Here is a 20,566-nt window from a genome sequence, read left to right as displayed (position 1 = left end):
ATCACGACCCGGCCATTGGCCTGGATCGAGCCGAAGATCATCGACGGGTCGGGGCCGATGACGCGGTTCAGCGCCAGCGAACTGCTATCCGGCTGGATGAAGCGGACGATATTGCCCGCCCCGATCGAGAAGCTCTGCCAGTCGATCGACAGCGTCGAACTGTTCTGGTTGATGGTGAGCTGATTGGCGCTCGTCTGCGAAATCGTGCCCGAGCCGCCGACCACATTGCCGCCGGTCGGCAGCGCCTGCGACTTGGCTTGATCGGCGGGCAGCACCGCGAAGGGCAGACCCAAAGCCGCCGCCCCCAAACCCCAGCGACGGAAACGCCCCCAGCGCGCGCGGCGGCGATAAGCCGCGCGCCTCAAACCGCTGGTTTGGGTTTCCGTCATCGTTACGCCAAGCCCCTGTTTCTCGGGCAATCCGCAGATTTTCTCGATCCTTGCGGCTTCCGGAATAAGATTTACCTATATGTCGGGATTTGTATAGGACTTTAACGAACTCGCTTCGGTCATATTTTAATAATAAAAAACAGTATGTTGGGAGAATTTTTATGAGCGGGGTAGCGTCGAATCCCCGGCTCCCAAAGCACGCTGCATCAGAACGGAATCGACCCAGCGCCCGAATTTGAAGCCTGCGGACTGAAAAACCCCGGCAGGGCGGAATCCCGACCGTCGATGCAGACCGATCGACCCGGCATTCGCGCTGTCGCCGATAACCGCGATCATCTGGCGCCAGGGTCCCGCCTCGCAACGCGCGATCAGGGCGGTCAACAGCGCCGAACCGATCCCCTGCCCGCCGAGGCCCGGCGCCACATAGACCGAATCTTCGACCGTATGGCGATAGGCCGGTCGCGGCCGATAGGCCGTCGCGTAGCAATAGCCGACGACGCGCCCATCGCGGATCGCCACGAGATAGGGCAAGCCCAGCGCCAGCACATTCGCGCGCCGCTGGGCGAGTTCGTCGATCGAAGGCGGTACTTCCTCGAACGACGCCACGCCGTTCAAAACATGATGCGCGTAGATCGCCGCGATCGCGGGAAGATCGTCCGTGCCTGCGTCGCGTATTTCCAAACTTGTCATCGCCGCATGCTCCGCAAAATCGGCCCCGACGCCGATATCGGCGCGCAAACGTCCGTCGAGTTCGGCCAGGGCCGCCCGTTGCCGCAAATAGGAATGGGGCGACGCGGCGAAATAGAGTCCGGCTTCGAACAGCCAGCCGAAGGGCGTCTGGGACTTCGTCATGCCCCAATCTGGCAAGAGCCATTTCATAAAAGAAGATTTGTTTCGTTATGCGGATCATGAGAATTTCTTTGTTATGAAACGCCTCGACCTCGACCTGCTGCGCAGCTTCGCCATCGTCATCGAGCGCGGCAGCTTCACCGCCGCCGCCGAGCGGATGGGCTTGACCCAGCCCGCGATCAGTTTGCAGATCCGCCAGCTTGAAAAGCGCTTGGGCGTCACGCTGATCGAACGCGTCGGCCGCAGGGCCCAACCGACCGCGGCAGGTGCGGAGTTGCTCGCGCACGCGCCGCGCATCGAAACCGCGGTCGACGACGCGCTCGACGCGGTCGCGCGCCACGGCCAAGGTACGATGGGGCGCGTGCGCATCGGCACGGGCGCTACGGCGTGCATCTTTCTGCTGCCGCCATTGCTGGGCGCGTTGCGGCGCAAATTCCCGTCGCTGGAAATCACCGTCGCCACCGGCAACGCTGCCGATATCGTGAAGGCCGTGGAGGACAATCTTCTCGACATCGCGTTGACGACGCTGCCGGTCGCGGGCCGCATGCTCGACATCGTGCCGGTGCTGAAGGACGAGATCGTGGCGGCGGCCCCCAAGGGTTTCCCGCTGCCCGCGCGCGCCAGCGCATCGGCCCTCGCCAAACTGCCCATGTTGCTTTACGAACCCGGCGGCAACACCCGCCGCCTGATCGACACGTGGTTCGCGCGCGAAAAGGTGAAGTTCGATCCCGTGCTTTCGCTGGGAAGCACCGAAGCGATCAAGGCGATGGCACAGGAAGGCCTGGGCTGCGCGGTGCTGCCGGCGATGGCGCTGCGCGCACCGCGCGCGGGCGAATTCGTGACACGGCCTTTGTCGCCGCGCCTTTCGCGCACGCTCGCGGTCGTCATGCGGCGCGACAAGCGCCTCACGCGCGGCCTGAAAGCCGTGCGCGATGCGTTGCTGGCGCTCAAATCCCGTTAGAACGCCCAGCAGGCGCAGCCGAGCGCGCCCCAGAAGCTTTTCGCGTCGTCCGCCGGAACGGCCCCGAACGCCGAGGCATGGGCATGGCCGTGCACGCCGCAGGCATTGGCGCAGCCGCAGGCTTGCGTGCGCGCAACTTCACCCGGCGTGGCGCGATAGGACGCACGCTTCTGATAGCCGCCGAACTCACGCACCGGCGACCAATCGGGCATCGGCGGCGGTAGAACGGGCGCGAGATCGGCGAAATCGCCGTCGCCATGCACGGGCTTGCCGCCGAGCAGCGTGAGCACCGACACGATTCCCGCGATCTCGTCCTCGGGTACGGCGAAATAATCGGCGGAGAGCACGGCGAGGTCCGCGAGTTGCCCGACCTTGATCTGGCCCTTCTTGCCCTGCTCGTTCGAGAACCAGGTATTCGCTTGCGTCCAGAGCCGCAGCGCCGTGGCGCGGTCCAAGCGATTGGCGGGCGGATAAAGCCGCAGACCGCCGACCGTGCGCCCGGTCGTGAGCCACGACAGCGAGACCCACGGGTTATAGGACGCGACGCGCGTCGCGTCGGTACCCGCACCGACATTGATACCTTTCGCGAGCATCTTGGCGATCGGCGGCGTGGCTTCGGCTTTCGCCGCACCATAACGCTCGACGAAATATTCGCCTTGATAGGCCATGCGATGCTGAACCGCGATGCCTCCGCCCAACGCGGCGATACGGTCCATGTTGCGATCGTCGATCGTTTCGGCGTGATCGAAGAACCAATGCAAGCCGTCGAACGGCACATTTTTCGCCACACGTTCGAATACGTCGAGCGCGCGGGTGATCGTCTCGTTATAGGTCGCGTGCAGACGCCACGGCCAGCGATTGCGCGCGAGCAGGCCGACGACCGCTTCCAGATCGCCTTCCATATTCACGGGCATGTCCGGCCGTTCGACGCGGAAATCCTCGAAATCGGCGGCGCTGTAAACCAGCATCTCGCCCGCCCCGTTATGGCGATAGAGATCGTCGCCGTCGCCGGGCTTCACGATTTTCGACCAGCCGTCGAAATCGGCAAGTTCGCCCTTCGGCTTCTGGGTGAACAGGTTATAGGCGATGCGTAAGGTGAGCGCGTTCTCGCGATGCAGTTCCTCGACGATCTTGTAATCGTCGGGATAGTTCTGGAACCCGCCGCCCGCATCGATCACGCCGGTCACGCCCAAGCGATTCATTTCGCGCATGAAATGCCGGGTCGAGTTCTTCTGGTACTCGGCCGGCAGTTTCGGCCCCTTGGCGAGCGTCGCGTAGAGGATCGTCGCGTTGGGTTTGGCGAGCAGCAGACCCGTGGGATTGCCCTTCGCGTCGCGCACGATCTCCCCGCCCGGCGGGTTGGGCGTATCCTTGTCGTAGCCGACGGCGCGCAACGCCGCCCCGTTGAGCAGCGCGCGGTCGTAGAGATGCAGGATGAAAACCGGCGTATCGGGTGCCGCCGCGTTCAACTCGTCGATCGTCGGCAGACGCTTCTCGGCGAATTGATGCTCGACGAAGCCGCCGACGACGCGGATCCATTGCGGGGCCGGCGTCACCTGCGCCTGGCGCTTCAGCATGCGCATCGCTTCGGCGAGCGAGGCAACGCCGTCCCAGCGCAGCTCCATGTTGTAGTTGAGCCCGCCGCGGATCACATGCATGTGGCTGTCGATCAGCCCGGGGATCGCGCGCCGCCCGCCCAGATCGATCGTCTTGGTCTTCGGCCCCGCCAGTGCCATCGCTTCGCGCGCCGCACCGACGAAGGCGAAGCGCCCATCCTTGATCGCGACGGCTCCAGGATCGGGATTGGCGGCGTCGAGCGTGGCGAAGCGGCCGTTATGCAGGATCAGATCGACGGTCATGCTCAACGCGCGGCGACCGGCGGCAGCGTCTCGTGCTTATCCTTGGCGCGCTGCGGCGCTTTGTGAACCATCGTATAGGCGTAATCGACACCCATGCCGTAGCCGCCGGAATGTTCCTTCACGATCGCCATGACGGCATCGTAGGTGGCGCGGTTCGCCCAGTCGCGCTGCCATTCGAGCAGCACCTGCTGCCAGGTCACCGGCACGACGCCGACTTGGATCATGCGCTGCATGGCGTAGTCATGCGCTTCCTTCGACGTGCCGCCCGACGCGTCGGCGACCATATAGATCTCGTAACCGCCTTCCAGCATCGCCGACAGCGCGAAGGTCGTGTTGCACACCTCCGTCCACAGCCCGGCGACGACGACCTTCTTGCGCCCATTCGCCTTCAGCGCATCGCGGACCTTCTGGTCGTCCCAGGAATTCATCGACGTGCGCTCTAGAAGCTTGGCGTCGGGGGCCGCATCGAGGATTTCCGGATAGGTGTAGCCGGAGAAAGCTTGCGTTTCGACCGTCGTCAGAATCGTCGATACGCCGAACACGCGCGCGGACTTCACCAGCGCCACGACATTGTTCTTCATCAACTGGCGGTCCATCGACGTCACGCCGAACGCCATCTGCGGCTGATGGTCGATGACGATGAGTTGGGAATTCTTCGACGTCAGAAGTTCGAGTTTCGGATCGGCCATGGCGCTGTCCTTTGGAAGGGGGGATTCGATCGGAGCGGCATTGAAGCGGCACAGTCCGGTCGCGGTCAACCGCTGCCATGAATTTCGGCGGGGCGCCCCCGAAATGATCTAATTCGACAGGCCGGAACGCCTCGACTAACGTCGATGCGACATGACCGACGCCCCAGACGCTTTGAGCTGGTCCACCGCCGCGATCCGCGCGTTGCCCGCCTATCGCCAGCCGCAGACCTTCCACGATTTCGAAAATCCCGGCACGCGGCCGCGCCTTCTGCATCTTAACGAGAACCCGTATCCGCCTTCGCCCATGGCGATGGCGGCGGCGATCGAGGCGATGCACGACGTCAACCGCTATCCCGATATCGGCGGACGCAAGCTCGCCGAGGCGGTGGGCAAGCATTTTGGCGTCGATCCGTCGCTGGTCATTCTGGGCTGCGGCAGCGACGAGCTGATCCATTTCACCACCGTCATCGCGCTGGAAACCGGCGACGAAGCGGTCGTCCCCGCCCCGAGCTTCCCGCGCTACGCGCTGTCGGCCAAGCTCGCCGCCGCCAAGCCGGTGCGCGCGCGCATCGACAAGAACGGCGCTTGCGACGTCGACGCCACGCTGCGTTCGATCGGCAACCGCACGAAGCTGGTCGTCGCCTGCACGCCCAACCCGCCGTCGGGCGGCATGATGACCGAAGAAGCGCTGAAAGCGCTGATCGATGGCGTGCCCGAAAACGTGTTGCTGCTGCTCGACGAGGCCTATGCCGAGTTCGGCCATCATGCGGGCGGGCCCGACGCGCTGAAGCTGCTGCGCAAGCGCAAAGGCCCGTGGATTTCGACGCGGACGTTCTCCAAGGCCTATGGCCTCGCGGCGATGCGCGTCGGCTACGCGATTTGCGGCGACGCGACCGTGGCCGAAGCCTTGCGCCGCTGCCGTCTGCAATACAACGTGCCCACGCCCAGCCAAGCGGCGGCGGTCGCGGCCCTCGCCGATCAAGCGCATCTCAAAGCCTCGCTCGACAAGATCGCGGTCGAACGCAAGCGGCTGACCGAAGGACTTGTGGCGCTCGGTCTGAAGACGTGGCCGTCCACCGGCAATTTCGTGTCGATCACGTTGAACGGCCCGTCCGCGCCGATGATGACGGCGTTGGCGAAGGAAGGAATCCTGGTCCGCGATTGGCGCGATCCGGATTACATGAACGAGCTGCGCATCGGTGTGGGCACGGCGGAAGATACGGACGCCGTGCTCGCTGCCCTCGCCCGCTTGCTGAATGGTGGGGCATGAGCGCACCACGCGGTTCCGCGATCCTCGCCGCCCTCAAAACGGCCGGTATCGAGTTCGTCGTCGCTTTGCCCGATATCGTGACGAGCGACGGGCTGCTCTGGCCGCTCGCGCGCCAGAACGACATCCGCCTGGTGCGCATCTGCAAGGAAGACGAAGGCATCGGCATTTGCGCGGGCCTTGGCTTCGCCGGCAAGCGCTCGATCCTGATGATGCAGCAGACCGGGCTGATGGATTCCGTCAACGCGCTGCGCGCCGTCGGCGTCGAATACGAACAGCCGATCGCGATGCTCGTGGGATTGCAAGGCAAGGAACCCGGCGTGTTGCCGTCCAAATCCGGCAAGGTCTCGGTCAGCGCGATCGAGCCAATTTTGGATGCGCTGGGTGTCGATCACGTGTTGATCGAAACGCAAGAAGACGAAGCCAAGATCGCGCCGGCTTTCGAGCGCGCCTTCCAGAATTCGCGGCCGGTTTGCGTGCTGATCGGCACATCGCCGCTCGCCGACGGAGCCGCGCCATGATGCGCCGCGACGAATGCCTTGCCCTTTTGGCCAAGCGCGTACGCGACGAAGCGATCGTCGCGACCTATCAGGCCGCATTCGATTGGATGCGCCTCGCGCCGCGCGATTTGAACTACGTGTCGATCGGCGCGATGGGCATCGCATCCTCGCACGGCCTCGGTCTCGCCTTGGGACGGCCGGACAAGCGCGTGATCGTGCTCGATGGCGACGGCAGCTTGATGATGAATCTGGGCTCGCTCGCCACCGTGGCGGACGCGAACCCGAAGAATTTCGTGCATCTCGTTTGCGTCAACGGCGTTTACGAGGCGAATGGCAGCCATCCGTTGCCCTCGGCCGCGAAGGTCGATTTCGCCGCGATCGCCAAGGGGGCCGGGATCGCCAATACCGGCACGATCGAAACGCTGGCCGAATTCGAGGCCGAACTCGATACGATCGTCGCCGGCGAAGGACCGATCTTCCGCGCGCTGAAAGTCACCGCCGGTGCCCCCAGCAAGCAGGACTACGCCTTCATCCACGGCGCCGAAACGCGCCAACGCTTCAAGGCGGCGTTCACGCGCTAGCGGTCGCCTTCGCTTCGTCCAGCAGCCATTTACGGAACGCCGCGATCTTCGGCTTGTCCAGCATGCGCGCCGGGCACACGAAGTAATAGTCGTAGCCGCTGGGCACGCTGATCTCGAAGGGCTTCACCAAGCGCCCGGCCTTTAGATCGTCGATCACCAATGGCCCGCGCCCCAGCGCCACGCCAAGACCTTCGATGGCACCCTGGATCGACATATTCGATTGGCCGAAACGGCGGCCCTTCGACAAATCGATTCCGGTCACGCCCGCCGCGTCCAGCCATGTCGCCCAGCCGGGCTCGCGCCCGCCCAGGCGCAGAATGTCGTCGTGCAACAACGGTACGCGCGCGAGATCGGCGGGTTTGCGCAACGCCTTGGGCCCTTGCATCAACTTTGGCGCGCAGACGGGGAACATCTCCTCGCCCAGGATCTTCTCGACATGCAGGCCGGGGTAGTGGCCGAGGCCGTAGCGGATCGCGACATCGGCCTCGTTCGCCGAGAAATCCGCCATCTGGCCGGAAGTGGCGATCTCAAGCTCGATCTGCGGATGAAGTTCGTCGAAGCGGATCAGCCGTGGGAACAGCCATTTGACCGCGAAGCCCGCCAGCGTCGACACGACCAAACGCGGCCCCGTATCGGCGCGCGTGAGTTCGCGGATCGTGCGCGCGACGATGCCCAGCCCCTCGCGGACGGAGACGGCCAGCGCCTCCCCCTTCACGGTCAGGACAATTCGCCGCGGCTCGCGGTGGAACAGTTCGAAGCCGAGATGATCTTCGAGGCCGTGCACTTGGTGGCTGATGGCGCTTTGCGTCAGGCCAAGCTCTTCCGCCGCCAGCGTAAAGCTCTTGAGCCGGGCCGCCGCTTCGAACGCGCGGAGTGCTGCGATGGGCGGCAAATGAAGCAAGGGGGAGCCGGACATGAATAACACTCAATTGTAGACAGGGGGAATCCGCGAGATAGTCTTACGGATTGGGTATGCAAGAAGCATCCCACATGAACGATTTCGATGGAAGAGCCCCGATGGCCTACGCGAAAGTCAACACGATCTCCCGCGACGACATCCCCGTGATCGACGCCGCCGCCCTGGTTAGCGACGATCCGGCCGTGATCGCCGAAACCGGCAAGGCGATGCGCGAGGCGGCCGAACGGATCGGTTTCTTCTACGTTTCCAATCACGGTGTGCCGCAGGAAATCGTCGACGGCGCCTTCGCCGCCAGCAAGGCGTTTTTCGCGCAGGACGAAGCGACCAAGCGCACCGCGCAGATCAACGAACGCCATCGCGGCTTTCTGGCCGTCGGTCAGGCGAAAATGTATGCCGGCGCCAAGATCGACCTAAAGGAAAGCTTCCTTTGGGGCCTCGAACTCGACGAGAAGGACCCGGACGTCGCCGCCGGCAAGCCGTTGATGGGGCCGAACAACTGGCCGGCGGCACCCGCGCATTTGCGCCAAGCCTTCTACGATTATTATCTCGGCATCTGCGCCTGCGGGCAGCGCTTGCTGAAGGGCCTGGCGTCGAGCCTCGGCCGCGATCCCAAATTCTTCGAAAGCGCCTTCGCCAAGCCCTTGGCGCGCGGCTCGGCGATCTACTACCCGCCCCAGCCGCCGGATATGGGCGAGTTGCAGTTCGGCGTGGCGCCGCACACCGATTACGGCGGATTGACGCTGCTGGCCCAGGACATGGTCGGCGGGTTGCAGGTGCTGGCTGCCGACGGGCGCTGGGTGACCGCGCACCCGATCCCCGGCACGCTGGTCATCAACGTCGGCGACCTTATGCATCGCTGGACGAACGGGCGCTTCTCGTCGAACCCCCATCGCGTGGTGAACGCGTCGGGCCGCGAGCGCTATTCGATCGCCGTGTTCTTCGACCCGCATCCCGACACGGTGGTCGATCCGCGCGATCTGCTCGACGACAAGGATCAGGCGAAATACCCGGCGATCACTTGCGGCGAGTACATCGTCCAGCGCTTCGACAAGGCGTTCAAGTACCGCCAGGGCGCGTCCTGAGCCACGTCTCCACCCATTCGGCGTAGGAGCGTTCGCAGCGCAGGATCCAGTTGTCGCCGTCGCGCGACAGCAGCACGGAGATTTCGCCCAGGCGCGTCCGCCCGGCGAAATCTTCCGGCAGCTTGGCGAAGTCGAGCGCGATCCCTTGCGCCCAAATATTTTCTTTTATTTCAAATGATTGATAGGCGTCGCTCAAGTCGATTGAGAGCGTTCTATCGGGCGCTTTTCCGGCGATCAGCCATTGATCGGGCGCCACCGGAATGGCGCCGGGACCGGGCTTGGCACCCAGCACGAGGGTCAAGACCTCAGACACGCTGGCGCCCTCCGCTGAGGTCATAGAAAGCGGGTTTGACCACAATCGCCCCCGCATCGCCGCCCGGCAGCGACACCGAAACGGTTTGGCCCATCAATGCGCGGCCGTTCTCGAGCAATCCCATCGCGAGCGACCGGCCCAACGCGCCGCTATGGCACGACGCGGTGACATAGCCCCGCCCCCTGGCCTCGCCGCCGTCGCGCAGGATCGCCGCCCCTTCGGGCAACACGAAATCCGGATCGCGCGACAGCAGCCCGACCAGCTGCGGGCGCGGCGCCGTATCCGCGCGGTCGCGTAACAATGCCGCCTTGCCGATGAAGTCCGGCTTGGCGGCGTGAACGGCAAAGCCAAGGCCCAGGTCGTCGGGCCCGGCGATCCCGTCGCCTTCGTGGCCGACCGAGATGAAGCCTTTCTCGATGCGCAGCACGTGATTGGCCTCCGACCCCACCGGCACGGCCCCCACTGCGATCATCCGATCCCACAAGGCGGGGGCTGCCGAATTCGGCAGCAAGATCTCGAACGACAATTCGCCGGTGAAGCCCGCGCGCGCGATCAAGCAGCGCCGGCCGAACAGCTCGATTTCCGCCATCCCCATAAAGCCGAGGTCGCGCGGCGGCGCGATCCCCGCCTTCGCCAAAGCCGCGCGCGCCTGCGGACCGCAGACGACGATATCGGCCCATTGTTCGGTCACCGGCACGACATGTACCTGCAAATCGGGGCGCAGGATTTGGCGGCAATATTCGAAGCGCTGCAAACACGCATCGGCATTGCCGGTCGTGGTGGTGACGAAATAGCGTTCGGGCGACAGGCGGAACACGATCCCGTCATCGAACAGGCGGCCGTCTTCGTGAAGCTGGAGCGCATAGCGCCCGCGCCCCGGCGCCAAATCCGATAGCCGCGTCGCATAGACGAAATCGAGGAACGCGGCGGCGTCGGGGCCGATCACCTCGAACTTGCCGAGCGGCGAGGAATCGTAGACGCCGACCGCATTGCGTACGGCGAAGCATTCGCGCGCGCACGCGGCGTCGAGATTTTCGCCGTTCTGCGGGTAATAGCCGGGCCGGCGCCAATTGGCGCCGCTTTCATACATCACGGCACCCGCCTGCGTGTGCCACGCGGTCAGCGTGGTCGTCCGCGACGGCTTCAGCAGCTTGCCCACGGGCTCGGCCAAGGCCGCGAACTCGGTCGGCACGAAAGGCGGGCGGAAGGTCGTGGTGCCGACCAGATCGGGCGTCACACCCTTCTCGCGCGCCAGAATGTCGAGCGCGTTCATGTTCGACAGGCGCCCCTGGTCCGGCGCCATGCCCAATGTGGTGTAGCGCTTCAACAGCTCGACGCCGTCATAGCCTTCGCGCGCGGCGAGGCGCGCATCGGCGGCGGTAACGTCGGCGCCGAAATCGACGAAAGCCTTGCCGCCCGCCTCGGGCGCTTCCCAGCGCGCCAGCAGATGATCCTGCGGCAAGTCGATGCGCGTTTCCGCGCCATCATGCGCGCCGTCGGGCAAGAACGCCGCGAATTCGCGCGCATAGCGCAATTTGCCGCCCGCGTGGCTGTGCAGATGAACAAGCGGCGTGAACCCGCCCGCCATCGCGATCACGTCGCAGTCAATATCGCGCGCGCCCGATCCGTCGAGCTTCGCGACACGTGCACCTCTTACGGGACAACCGAGCGCGGCGACGACTGCTTCGCCGTCGCGCAGATCGATCACCGCCGGCACGGCGATGCCCATTTCGGTCAACTCGCGCGCGTGGCGATGGCCGCTATTGTTGTTGGTAAACACGACGACGGAATTCCCCGCCGCCACGCCGTGGTCGCGCGCGTAGCGCCGTACGGCGGAGAGCAGCATCACCCCCGGCCGATCGTTGTCGCGGAAGATCATCGGCCGTTCGACCGTGCCGGTCGCGAGGATCGCTTTCGCGGCGCGGATCTTCCAGGTCCGCGCCTCGATCGCGGCGTTCGGGTTGCGCTCGACCGCGACGAACAACCCGCCCTCGTGGCGCGCGATCACCAGCGTATTGCGCAGCACGGTGACGCCCGAAATCTCGGGCACGTCGCCGTCGTCGATCAGCCAGACGCGCCCTCCCGCTTGCGCCGCTTCGCGCGCAGCTTGCTGGCCCGCGATCCCGCCGCCGACGACCAGCGTTTCGCAATGGGCGTAGCGCTTCTCGACGCGCATCGGCGTTGTGTCGATCGGCAGCTTGCCGATCCCGGCCATGCGCTGGATCATCGGCTCGAAAATCGGCCAGAACCGCCCGCCCGGCCCCATAAAGGTCTTGTAGTAGAACCCCGCCGGCAGCAGCGCGCCGAAGCGATCGGCCAATGCGCCAAAATCGAAATCGACCGACGGCCAGCAATTCAACGGCCAGACTTCAAGCCCGGCTTCGACGCGCAAACTCGTCGCCAGCGCGTTGCCCTTCGCTGTGCCGACATGGGCGTTGGGCTCGTGGCGGCCGTAACCGACGATGCCGCGCGGCCGATGATATTTGAAACTCCGCGCGACGATTTGAACACCGGATGCGAGCAACGCGGCCGCCAGCGGCTCGCCGCGACGCCCGTTTAACGGGCGGCCGCCGAATTCGAACTCGACTACTTCGCCCGGCGGAATCGGTTTGAGGCGATAACCGCTCATGACGCGAACTCGTTGGTCGCGGTGTTGCGCGCGAGCTTCAGCCAATGGCGGCAGCCATGTTTATGCCACCAGAGTTCCTCCACCGGCCCCTTCGTGTTGTCGCGTAAATAGATCTCGCGGGGCGTGGTTTCGCCTAGGCACACGAACTCCGCTTGTTCGCGCGGGCCGCAATTCGGACAAGGGACCAGGCGCATGATCGTCAGTCCCTGTTCGAGGCGCCGGCGGTTTCGTAAAGCGGCCTTCCGCGATCGAACCGCGACAAGGTGAAACCGCCGATCAGATCGCTGGGCGTATCTTTGGCGATCAAATCGGCGAACTCGCGGCCCGCCGTCGGGATCGCCTTGAACCCGCCCGAGCCCCAGCCGATATCGAGATAAAGCCCGTCGATCGGCGTTTTCGACACGATGGGCGACGTGTCGTGGCACAGATCGATCGCGCCCGCCCATTGGCGCAACATGCGCACGCGGCCCAGGATCGGAAACAACTCGATCAGATGCGCGGTCACGCGTTCGATCGTCGTGAAATCGCCGCGCTGTACGTAAGACGGTACGGGGTCCGACCCGCCGCCGATCACCAATTCGCCCTTGTCGCTTTGGCAGAGATAGACCTGCGCGGGCGAGTTGACGATGCAGGATAGGATCGGCTTCAACGGCTCGGACACGAACGCCTGTAACGGCACGGTCTCGATGGGCAAGCGCAAGCCCGCCGTCGCGGCCAGCACGCTTGCATGGCCCGACACGGCCAGCGCCACTTTATCGGCCGCGATGAAGCCGCGCGCCGTTTCCACGCCCGAAACCTTGCCGCCCATGCGCGCGATCGAGCGCACTTCGCAGTTCTGGACGATATTGACGCCCAGCGCGCTCGCCGCGCGCGCGTAGCCCCAGGCGACGGCGTCGTGGCGCGCGATCCCCGCGGTCGGATGCCAGGTCGCGGCGAGAACCGGCAAGCGCTTCTCGCCGTCGAGATCGAGGATGGGCACGCGCCGCTTGGCTTCGGCGGGCGACACGATATCGAACGGCACGCCCGCCAGACGCAGCGTCGATTGGCGGCGCTTTACGTCGCGCAATTTCGCCCAGGTTTGGATCAGGTCGAGCTGACCGCGCTCGGAAAACATCACGTTGTAGCCGAGCACGCCCGAAAGCTCGCGCCACAGCTTCAAGCCTTCGGCATGAAAGCGGATCGATTCCTCGCGCAGATAATTTGCGCGGATCGTAACGGTGTTGCGCCCCGTATTGCCGCCGCCGAGCCAGCCTTTGTCCAGCACCAGCACGTCGCGCAGACCATGTCGCGCGGCGAGGTTATAGGCGGTGGCGAGGCCATGCCCGCCCGCCCCGACGATGATCGCGTCGTAACGGTCCTTCAACGGCCGTTCCTGCCAAGCGCGCTCGGCGGAGCCCGGCCCCCGGAACGCGTGTCGCAATAGATCGGCGAAGGAATAAGCGCCCATGCCGGTCAGTGTGCACAAGCGGGCGGCGTATCGCCATACGGCCGTTCTCATCGCGCGATGACCGCGACTCATGACACGCACCGAATACCTTGACGCGCCGCGTATGCCGTCTACTCTCGCCTCGAGGTTTCCGTCGCCAATCAAAAGAGGAGAAAAACGATGAATCGCCGCGATCTCGCCCGCGTGCTCGGCACGGGCGTCGTCGGTGCCGCCGCCTTGACCGTCGCCGGTCAGCAGGCCCAGGCCCAAGCCCCCGCCGCCGCGGGCGGTAAGTCCCGCCTGCACCAGATCCTGGAGCGCGGCACGATGCGCGTCGGTACGACCGGCGACTTCAACCCGATGAGCTTCCGCGACACGTCGACGAACTCGTATCAGGGCTTCGACGTCGAAGCGATGACCCAGCTCGCGACCGATAGCGGCGTGCGCGTCGAATGGGTGCAGACCGAGTGGGCGCAGATCGTCGCCGGCATCGGCGCCAACCGCTTCGACATCTTCTCGGGCGCGTCGGTCACCATGCCGCGCGCGCGCGGTGCGGCGTTCACCCTGCCCTATTTCGAGTTCAGCTCGATCCCGGTCGTCGCGAAATCGGCCGCCGCCAAGTTCAGCACCTGGGAATCGATCAACGCCGAAGGCGTGCGCGTCGCCATCTCGATGGGCACCGCGTTCGAAGACCAAGCCAAGGCGCATTTCCCCAAGGCGCGCCTCGTCTCGGTTCAGGCCCCGGCGACCGGCTTCCAGGAAGTGCTGGCCGGCCGCGCGGATTTGACACTCACCAGCAACGTCGAAGCCTCGTCGCTGATCCGCCGCTTCGACGCGCTGACCCTGCTGCCCGCCAGCGTCGAGCCGCGCAACCGCCGTCCCGCCGCGTTCATGATGGCGCAGGACGATCCCATTTGGCTGAACTACGTCAACACCTGGGTCACGCTGAAGATGCGCGAAGGTTTCTTCGAAAGGCTGGAGAACAAGTGGCTGCCCAAGGCCTAAGCTCCAATCAAAATCCGAGTTGGGGGAAAGCGCTGGCGGTTTCGGCCGCGGCGCTTTCTCTTTCGGGCTGCGCGCAGAATTCCTATAACTGGGGCTGGTACGTCGTTTCGCCGTTCGATCCGCGCGGCCTCAAGAATATCGCCTTCCTCGCCGAAGGCCTGATCGCCACGATCGGGATATCGCTCGTCGCGATCGTCATTTCGGTCGTGCTGGGGGCGGCTTTGGCCATCGCCGGCATGTCGCGGCACCGGGCGCTGCGCCTGTTCAATCGCGGCTATGTCGAAGCCTTCCGCGCCGTGCCGATCCTGGTGCTGCTGCTCTGGGTCTATTACGGCCTGCCGGTCGTGGCGGGCATCCAGTTTTCGGTGATCGTCGCGGGCATCGCCACGCTGGCGATTTCGGACTCGGCGTTCGAGGCGGAGATTTTCCGCGCCGGCATCCAATCGGTACCCAAGGGCCAGACGGAAGCCGCGTTCAGCGTCGGCCTTTCGCGCTGGCAGACGATGCGCTTAATCGTGCTGCCGCAGGCGATCCGCAAGATCCTGCCGGCGCTGGGCAACCAATTCGTCTATGTGCTGAAGATGAGCTCGCTCATCTCCGTCGTCGGGTTCCAGGAACTCACACGGCGCGCGCAGGAATTGGTGCTGATCGAGTACCGGCCGCTCGAGATCTACACGATGCTGGTACTCGAGTATCTCGTGCTGATCCTGGTCGTGTCGTGGCTGGTGCGGCGCTTGGAAGCGCGGATGGCCGCCGAAACGCGCTAATCGGAATTGCGGAAGCGCTCGAATTCCTCGAACAGATCTTCGGCCCCCAGGGCGATGAATTCCTCGCCCGCCGCGCGCGTGGCCAACGCGGAATCGGAGATCACGCGGCCGTCGGGGAAGCGGCGGCGATAATCGGCCGCCTCGTAGTAATTGTCGCCCGCATGTTCCAGCAGATCGTTGCGCCCATGCGAGGGCGGCGGCGGCAATTGGAATTCCTGGATCGCCTCGGGCCACGCGGCCTGGGTGATCGCGATTTCCGACGGCGTGCCGTGGAAGCCTTCGCTCGCCCCGTAAAGCGCCTTGCGGCGCGCATCGACGCGCGGCAGCTCCCACCAGCTTTTCAGCTTGCAGCGCACCCGCACATCCTTGTCGCGGCCGGTCATAGACAACTCAGCGAAGAATTCTTGAAACGCGGCGCGCACCGGCGCCACGTTGCCGCCATGGCCGTTCAGGAAATAGATGCGCTCGAACCCCGTGCGCGACAGCGAGGCAATGTAGTCGCGCACCACGGCCATCAAGGTCGAAGGGCGCAGCGACATCGATCCCGGAAAGTCGAGATGGAATTGCGACATTCCCACCTGGATCGTCGGCGCCACCAGCACGCCCCTATCGGCACCCATCTTGCGGGCGATCGCTTCAGGGCACAGATGGTCGGTACCGATCAAGCCTTCGGGCCCGTGCTGCTCGGTCGAACCGATCGGCACCACGATGCCCTTCGAGCGGGACAGATAGTCCCGCACCTTGTGCCATGTCTGGAGTTCGAGGCGCATTCCGTCAGTCTACCTCAAACATGCTCCCAATCGTCGAGCTTGTCGGTGTTGGGCGGCGAAAAGCCAAGTACGTCGCCTTGCGTGGTCACGCCCAAACCGTTGAGCAGGCGATTGGAATAATTGAAATAGGCGCAAACCTGATTGGCCTCGAAAATCTCGGCGTCGCTCGCCCCGGCGGTGCGCGCCGCGACGATATCGCTCTCGGCCATGGTCTGCGGTTCGAGCGTCAGTTTGCGCACATAGCGCAACAGCGCCAGTTCCTTACCGTCGAACATCTTCTCCGGCTGCACGGCGACGAAGGCTTTATAGATCTTCTGCGCCTTCGCCTCGTCCTTCAACAGACGCGTCAATCCGGCGAAGTGATGTGCGACCGAGTAATCGCATTTATTGGCGAGGCTCGTATAGACGCCGAGGCACTCGAGGAACCAGACCGGCAGCGTGTTGCCCGTATGGTGCAACACGCTTTTGTACAGCGCGCTATGCCCTTCCATCGTGTGCGGGCGCAGCGAGTGGACCTTCATCACGTTGTCGATCTTGCCGCCCGGGCCCTTCACGCGGTCGTAGAGCTCGCGCAGATAGCCGGTCGACTCGTCGTATTGCAGCATTTGGATCCACGCCGTCATCGTCCACTCCGTCGTTTGTTAGAACCAGTGCCGGAATCGCAGCGGATCATAAGGCCGCAAATCGAGTCCGGGATCGCGATCTTCGATCAAAGCCGCCACGATCTTCGCGGTGATCGCGGCCAGCGTCGTGCCCAGATGCGCATGCCCGAAAGCGAAGATCGCCTTGGGGCTGGCGGGCGATCGGCCCAGCACGGGCAAGCCATCGGGCAAAGACGGGCGAAAGCCCATCCAATAGGTCGCATCGTTCGCGTTCAAGCCCGGCAACAATGCTTTGGCATTGCCGATCAGCCTTTCGGCGCGGCGCATATCGGGCGCGGCATCGAGCCCCGCGAACTCGACCGTGCCCGCCAGGCGAAGCCCCGTGTTCATCGAGGTGACGGCGTATTTGCCCTCCCCGTCGATCATCTGTGCTGGCAGTTCGACGCCCGGCGACGGCAAATGCGCGTGATAGCCGCGTTCGACATCCAGCGGCACGCGGGCCCCCAGCTTGGTCGCCAGGGTTTGCGAATGCGCACCCAGCGCCAGCACGAATTGTTTGGCGTGGAACAGGCCGTTTTCGGTCACCAGCGCGATCCCGTTGCTGATCGGCGCCACGTCGACGATCTTCGCACGCTCGATCCGCCCGCCTTTGGCCAGGAACGCGGCAGCGAGCCCGTCGCACAGCGCACCCGGATCGGCGAAGTGCCCGGCGCCGGGCGCGTAGACCGCGTGACGGTAGCTTTCCGACAGCATCGGCGCAAAGCGGCGCAACGAAGCCGCGTCGAATTCCTCCAGCGTCACGCCACGCCGGCGGCGAAACGCGTGCGCGGCTTCAGCCCCGTCCCGGCTCGCTTGGCTCGTATAAACGTAAAGCAGGCCTTGGGCGCGGATCAGGTGATCGACCTGTGCCTCGGCCGCGAATTCGCGCCAATCGGCCATCGAGGTCAACGTCAGCGCCGCCAGCGCCTTCGACATATCTTCCGCGCGCCGCGCCGACATCGCGAAGCGCAGCAGCCAGGGCAACAAGGCGGGCAGATAGCCGGGGCGGATCGCCAGCGGCGACAAAGGATCGGTCAGCATCGACGGCACGGCGCGCAATGTGGACCAAGTTGCCAACGGCGACACCCAGCCCGGCGTGATCCCGCCCGCATTGCCCCAGGAGGTGCCGCGCCCCGGCGTTGGGTCGAACAGTGCGACCTCGTGCCCGCGCGCGGCCAGGGCGAAGGCGCAGGAAAGCCCGACCACGCCGCCGCCGGCGACCGCGATCGCCGCCCTGCCTGCGCTCATCGGTGCTTGCCCATCCGCGTTTCCAGCCGCGCAAAGGCCAGCGACAGCGACCAGCACAGCAGGAAATAGAGCACCGCGATGATGATCCAAGTTTCGAACAGGCGCGTGGTCGTCGCCGCGACTTCGTTGCCCAGGAACGTCAGATCCTGGATCGAGATCAGCGACACGATCGACGTGTCCTTGACCAGCGAGATGAACTGCCCCGCGAGAGGGGGCAGCGTGCGCTGGATCGCCTGCGGCAGCACGACGAGGCGCAGCGTTTGCACGCGCGTCAACGCCATGGCCTTGGCCGCGTCCCATTGACCGCGTTCGATCGATTGCACGCCGCCGCGCACGATCTCGGTGACGTAGGCGCCTTCGAACAGCGCCATGCACAGGATCGCCGACAGGATGGCCGGCAGCAATCGCGCGGGACCGAACAGCATTTCGATCGTCGCGATCGTGGCGGGCGACGCGTTGCGCAACGCCACGTCGATGCCGATCAGCGGGACGATCTGGCTGGTCAGGAAGAAATAGACGACGAAGACGAACACGAGTGGGGGCATATTGCGCACCAGCTCGACATAGGATCCGGCGACCAGCCGGAAGAACAGCGATTGCGAGATGCGCGCAAGGCCCATCACCGCGCCGATGATCGCCGCCCCGATCGCCGACCAGATGGCGATACGGATGGTCGTCCATAGGCCGATCAGGATCAGATTGGGGACCCAAGCTTCCTTCGCTTCGTCGTAGCGCAGGATGAAGGGCCAGACCCGCGACCAATTCCAATTGTAGTTAAGGACCGTGTTCGCGCGCCAAATCAGATAGGCGCACGCGGCCGCCACCACGGCCAGAATGACCGCGTCGAGAAGACGAAAGCGCCGCCGGTTTTCGACCGGCGGCGCCATGGTGGCGGTATTCGAACTCACTGGGCCTGCTGGTCGCGCCAATCGCGCGCCTTGAACCAATAGGCCTGACGTTCGGCGAGCCAGCCATCGATCGTCCGGCTTTGGATCCAGTTGTTGAGGAAGTTGAGCGAGTCCGGATCGCCCTTGCGCACGGCCATCGCGTCGGCCTGGCCGACCAGCGGCTCGGCGAAGGGACGGAACAGCGCGTTCGGATTGTCGAGCACGGCGAAGGCCGGCTTCGGCACGGTGCTGATCCAGGCATGCGCGCGATCGTTCGTGACTTCGAGCAGCGCCGGCGCGTCGTCATCGAACAGACGCAAGGTCGCGTTCGGGAACAGGCGCTGCGCGGTCGTCGCGGCCGAGGTGCCGCGGCGGGCCGACAGCGTGACGTTCGGCTTGTTGAAATCGGCGATCGTCTTGAAGCCGTCGGCCAGCTTCTTACTGGCGACGACGTCCACGCCCGTCGCCGAATAGGGCGACGTGAAGTTGACGGTCAGGTTGCGCGCCGGGGTGATCGTCATGCCGCCGATGATGAAATCGAACTGGCCGGCGATCAGCGCGGGGATGATGCCGTCCCACGCGGTCGGCACGAGTTCGAGCTTCACGCCCATATCCTCGGCCAGCTTCTTGGAGACATCGACTTCGTAGCCGATCAGATCGCCCGATTTCGAACGGAACGCCCACGGCACGAAGGTCGAGAGGCCGACGCGCAGCGCGCCGCGCTTCTTGATCTCCTCGATGGCGCTGGTCGCGGACAACGCCGCGCGCGCGTCCTGCGCTTTGGACGCCACCGGCGCCATCACCGCCGCGACGGCGATCGCCGTCAGGGCCAATTTCCTCAATCCGAACATGCTCCCCTCCTTTTGTGGGACATGGTTTTCCGTCTCAACTTTTGAGACGGGCTTCGAGAATCCGCACCGCCTGCGACATCGCGACGGTGACGGCGAGATAAAGACCGGCGACGACCAGCCAGATTTCGAACGTCATGAACGTATCGGCGATGACGTTGCGCCCTTCGTTGGTCAGGTCGAACACCGCGATGACCGACACGATCGCCGAATGCTTCACGAGCGAGACGCCAAGCCCCGTCAGCGGCGGCAGCACGATGCGCAATGCTTGGGGCAGCACGACGAAGCGATAGATCTGCGCGGGGCGTAAGCCCATCGCGCGCGCGGCTTCCCATTGCCCCTTGGCGACGGCTTCGATGCCGGCGCGGAAGATCTCCGCGGCGAAGGCGCCTTCGAACACGGCGAGACACAGCACGCCCGTCCAGTAGCGATCGATGCCCAGGATCGGCGACAGGATGAAATAGAAGATGTAGAGCTGCACCAGCAGCGGCGTGTTGCGGATCGCTTCGATATAGACTCGCGACAGGCCTTCGCCGGCGATCGAGTTCGAACGGCGCAACACCGCGACGATCAAGCCGATGACGACGGTCAGCAGCAGTGCCAAAGCACTGATCTGCAGCGTGACGATCATCCCCTTCAGCAAGGGGCCGAGCCAGATCTCGCCGTCGATTTCGCGATAGAGATAGCGGGGAACGCGCGACCACTGCCAATTATAGCCCATGCTTTGGGCGCCGCGCACCGCGACCCACAGCACGAAAGCGGCGAACAACAGGAACTGCGCCGTCTCGCCCACGCGCCGCCACGGGAACGCGTCGCGCGGCTTGGCGATGGCCCCGCTCATCGCGCCGCCTCGCTGTTCCGTCCGGCCGTTTGTTCCGTGCCGCTCAAATCGCGCCCCCCGACAGCCATCACAGTGAAACTAAAACGCCTTTCCGG

General features: G+C 64.8%; 22 protein-coding genes. 7 read left to right on the top strand and 15 right to left on the bottom strand.

The window, feature by feature from the left end; all coding sequences use genetic code 11:
• Positions 1-389: filamentous hemagglutinin N-terminal domain-containing protein (locus J0H39_19275; GenBank protein ID MBN9498901.1), on the bottom strand; the 389-nt coding region annotated here is incomplete at its 3' end.
• A gap of 159 nt (positions 390-548) precedes the next feature.
• Positions 549-1,079 carry an N-acetyltransferase gene (locus tag J0H39_19270; GenBank protein MBN9498900.1) on the bottom strand — a complete coding sequence of 177 codons (531 nt, stop codon included), beginning with the start codon at positions 1,077-1,079 and terminating at the stop codon, positions 549-551.
• 235 nt (positions 1,080-1,314) lie between these two features.
• Here J0H39_19270 and J0H39_19265 point away from each other — a divergent pair, with 235 nt between their 5' ends.
• Entirely contained in the window at positions 1,315-2,199 is an 885-nt protein-coding gene (locus tag J0H39_19265; protein ID MBN9498899.1) for a LysR family transcriptional regulator, read from the top strand.
• Here J0H39_19265 and J0H39_19260 read toward each other — a convergent pair.
• Entirely contained in the window at positions 2,196-4,058 is a 1,863-nt protein-coding gene (locus J0H39_19260; GenBank protein MBN9498898.1) for an amidohydrolase, read from the bottom strand. The two genes, J0H39_19265 and J0H39_19260, sit on opposite strands and share 4 nt — an antisense overlap.
• A gap of 2 nt (positions 4,059-4,060) precedes the next feature.
• Positions 4,061-4,747 (bottom strand): hydrolase, encoded by a 687-nt coding sequence (locus J0H39_19255; GenBank protein ID MBN9498897.1) that lies wholly within the window; start codon positions 4,745-4,747, stop codon positions 4,061-4,063.
• A 151-nt stretch (positions 4,748-4,898) separates the two neighbouring features.
• Between J0H39_19255 and hisC the strand changes: the two genes are divergently transcribed.
• From hisC to J0H39_19240, 3 genes are read left to right on the top strand one after another with little or no spacing between them, the layout of a single operon-like run.
• Entirely contained in the window at positions 4,899-6,017 is a 1,119-nt protein-coding gene (gene hisC, locus J0H39_19250) for a histidinol-phosphate transaminase (GenBank protein ID MBN9498896.1), read from the top strand.
• Complete coding sequence (locus J0H39_19245) at positions 6,014-6,535, top strand: decarboxylase (GenBank protein MBN9498895.1); 522 nt, start codon at positions 6,014-6,016, stop codon at positions 6,533-6,535. The genes hisC and J0H39_19245 overlap by 4 nt, the downstream gene beginning before the upstream one ends.
• Entirely contained in the window at positions 6,532-7,095 is a 564-nt protein-coding gene (locus J0H39_19240; GenBank protein ID MBN9498894.1) for a thiamine pyrophosphate-binding protein, read from the top strand. The genes J0H39_19245 and J0H39_19240 overlap by 4 nt, the downstream gene beginning before the upstream one ends.
• Here the strand turns inward: J0H39_19240 and gcvA are convergent.
• A complete protein-coding gene (gcvA, locus tag J0H39_19235) occupies positions 7,085-8,011 on the bottom strand; it encodes a transcriptional regulator GcvA (GenBank protein MBN9498893.1) in 927 nt (308 codons plus the stop codon). The two genes, J0H39_19240 and gcvA, sit on opposite strands and share 11 nt — an antisense overlap.
• Positions 8,012-8,112: 101 nt before the next feature.
• On the opposite strand from gcvA, the gene J0H39_19230 reads away from it, so the two are divergent.
• A complete protein-coding gene (locus tag J0H39_19230) occupies positions 8,113-9,096 on the top strand; it encodes an isopenicillin N synthase family oxygenase (protein ID MBN9498892.1) in 984 nt (327 codons plus the stop codon).
• Here J0H39_19230 and J0H39_19225 read toward each other — a convergent pair.
• Genes J0H39_19225 through J0H39_19210 form a run of 4 tightly spaced genes read right to left on the bottom strand, consistent with a single transcriptional unit; the run spans position 9,071 to position 13,485 of the window.
• Complete coding sequence (locus J0H39_19225) at positions 9,071-9,397, bottom strand: hypothetical protein (protein MBN9498891.1); 327 nt, start codon at positions 9,395-9,397, stop codon at positions 9,071-9,073. The genes J0H39_19230 and J0H39_19225 overlap by 26 nt on opposite strands.
• 4 nt (positions 9,398-9,401) lie before the next feature.
• Positions 9,402-12,038 (bottom strand): (2Fe-2S)-binding protein, encoded by a 2,637-nt coding sequence (locus tag J0H39_19220; protein MBN9498890.1) that lies wholly within the window; start codon positions 12,036-12,038, stop codon positions 9,402-9,404.
• Positions 12,035-12,235 (bottom strand): sarcosine oxidase subunit delta, encoded by a 201-nt coding sequence (locus J0H39_19215; protein MBN9498889.1) that lies wholly within the window; start codon positions 12,233-12,235, stop codon positions 12,035-12,037. The genes J0H39_19220 and J0H39_19215 overlap by 4 nt, the downstream gene beginning before the upstream one ends.
• Before the next feature lie 2 nt (positions 12,236-12,237).
• Positions 12,238-13,485, bottom strand: coding sequence for an FAD-dependent oxidoreductase (locus J0H39_19210; protein ID MBN9498888.1), 1,248 nt, complete (start codon positions 13,483-13,485; stop codon positions 12,238-12,240).
• A gap of 159 nt (positions 13,486-13,644) precedes the next feature.
• On the opposite strand from J0H39_19210, the gene J0H39_19205 reads away from it, so the two are divergent.
• Positions 13,645-14,469 (top strand): transporter substrate-binding domain-containing protein, encoded by an 825-nt coding sequence (locus J0H39_19205; GenBank protein MBN9498887.1) that lies wholly within the window; start codon positions 13,645-13,647, stop codon positions 14,467-14,469.
• Positions 14,470-14,501: 32 nt separating this feature from the next.
• Positions 14,502-15,236 (top strand): amino acid ABC transporter permease, encoded by a 735-nt coding sequence (locus J0H39_19200; protein ID MBN9498886.1) that lies wholly within the window; start codon positions 14,502-14,504, stop codon positions 15,234-15,236.
• On the opposite strand, the gene J0H39_19195 is transcribed toward J0H39_19200, so the two are convergent.
• Genes J0H39_19195 through J0H39_19170 form a run of 6 tightly spaced genes read right to left on the bottom strand, consistent with a single transcriptional unit; the run spans position 15,233 to position 20,471 of the window.
• On the bottom strand, positions 15,233-16,006 hold the full coding sequence (locus tag J0H39_19195) for a creatininase family protein (GenBank protein MBN9498885.1): 774 nt from the start codon (positions 16,004-16,006) through the stop codon (positions 15,233-15,235). The genes J0H39_19200 and J0H39_19195 overlap by 4 nt on opposite strands.
• Before the next feature lie 14 nt (positions 16,007-16,020).
• Positions 16,021-16,629 carry a peroxidase-related enzyme gene (locus J0H39_19190; protein MBN9498884.1) on the bottom strand — a complete coding sequence of 203 codons (609 nt, stop codon included), beginning with the start codon at positions 16,627-16,629 and terminating at the stop codon, positions 16,021-16,023.
• A gap of 18 nt (positions 16,630-16,647) precedes the next feature.
• The gene (locus tag J0H39_19185; protein MBN9498883.1) at positions 16,648-17,895 is read right to left on the bottom strand and encodes an FAD-binding oxidoreductase; all 1,248 of its coding nucleotides are present in this window, start codon (positions 17,893-17,895) and stop codon (positions 16,648-16,650) included.
• On the bottom strand, positions 17,892-18,782 hold the full coding sequence (locus J0H39_19180; GenBank protein ID MBN9498882.1) for an amino acid ABC transporter permease: 891 nt from the start codon (positions 18,780-18,782) through the stop codon (positions 17,892-17,894). Before J0H39_19180 ends, J0H39_19185 begins: the two co-directional genes overlap by 4 nt.
• A gap of 17 nt (positions 18,783-18,799) precedes the next feature.
• Positions 18,800-19,633: a transporter substrate-binding domain-containing protein gene (locus tag J0H39_19175; GenBank protein ID MBN9498881.1), complete on the bottom strand. Its 834-nt coding sequence runs from the start codon at positions 19,631-19,633 to the stop codon at positions 18,800-18,802.
• A 34-nt stretch (positions 19,634-19,667) separates the two neighbouring features.
• Complete coding sequence (locus J0H39_19170) at positions 19,668-20,471, bottom strand: amino acid ABC transporter permease (GenBank protein MBN9498880.1); 804 nt, start codon at positions 20,469-20,471, stop codon at positions 19,668-19,670.
• Positions 20,472-20,566 lie beyond the last annotated feature (95 nt).

It is taken from the genome of Alphaproteobacteria bacterium (assembly GCA_017308135.1).
Taxonomy (GTDB): domain Bacteria; phylum Pseudomonadota; class Alphaproteobacteria; order CACIAM-22H2; family CACIAM-22H2; genus Tagaea.
This window is presented reverse-complemented; position numbering and strand designations above follow the sequence as displayed.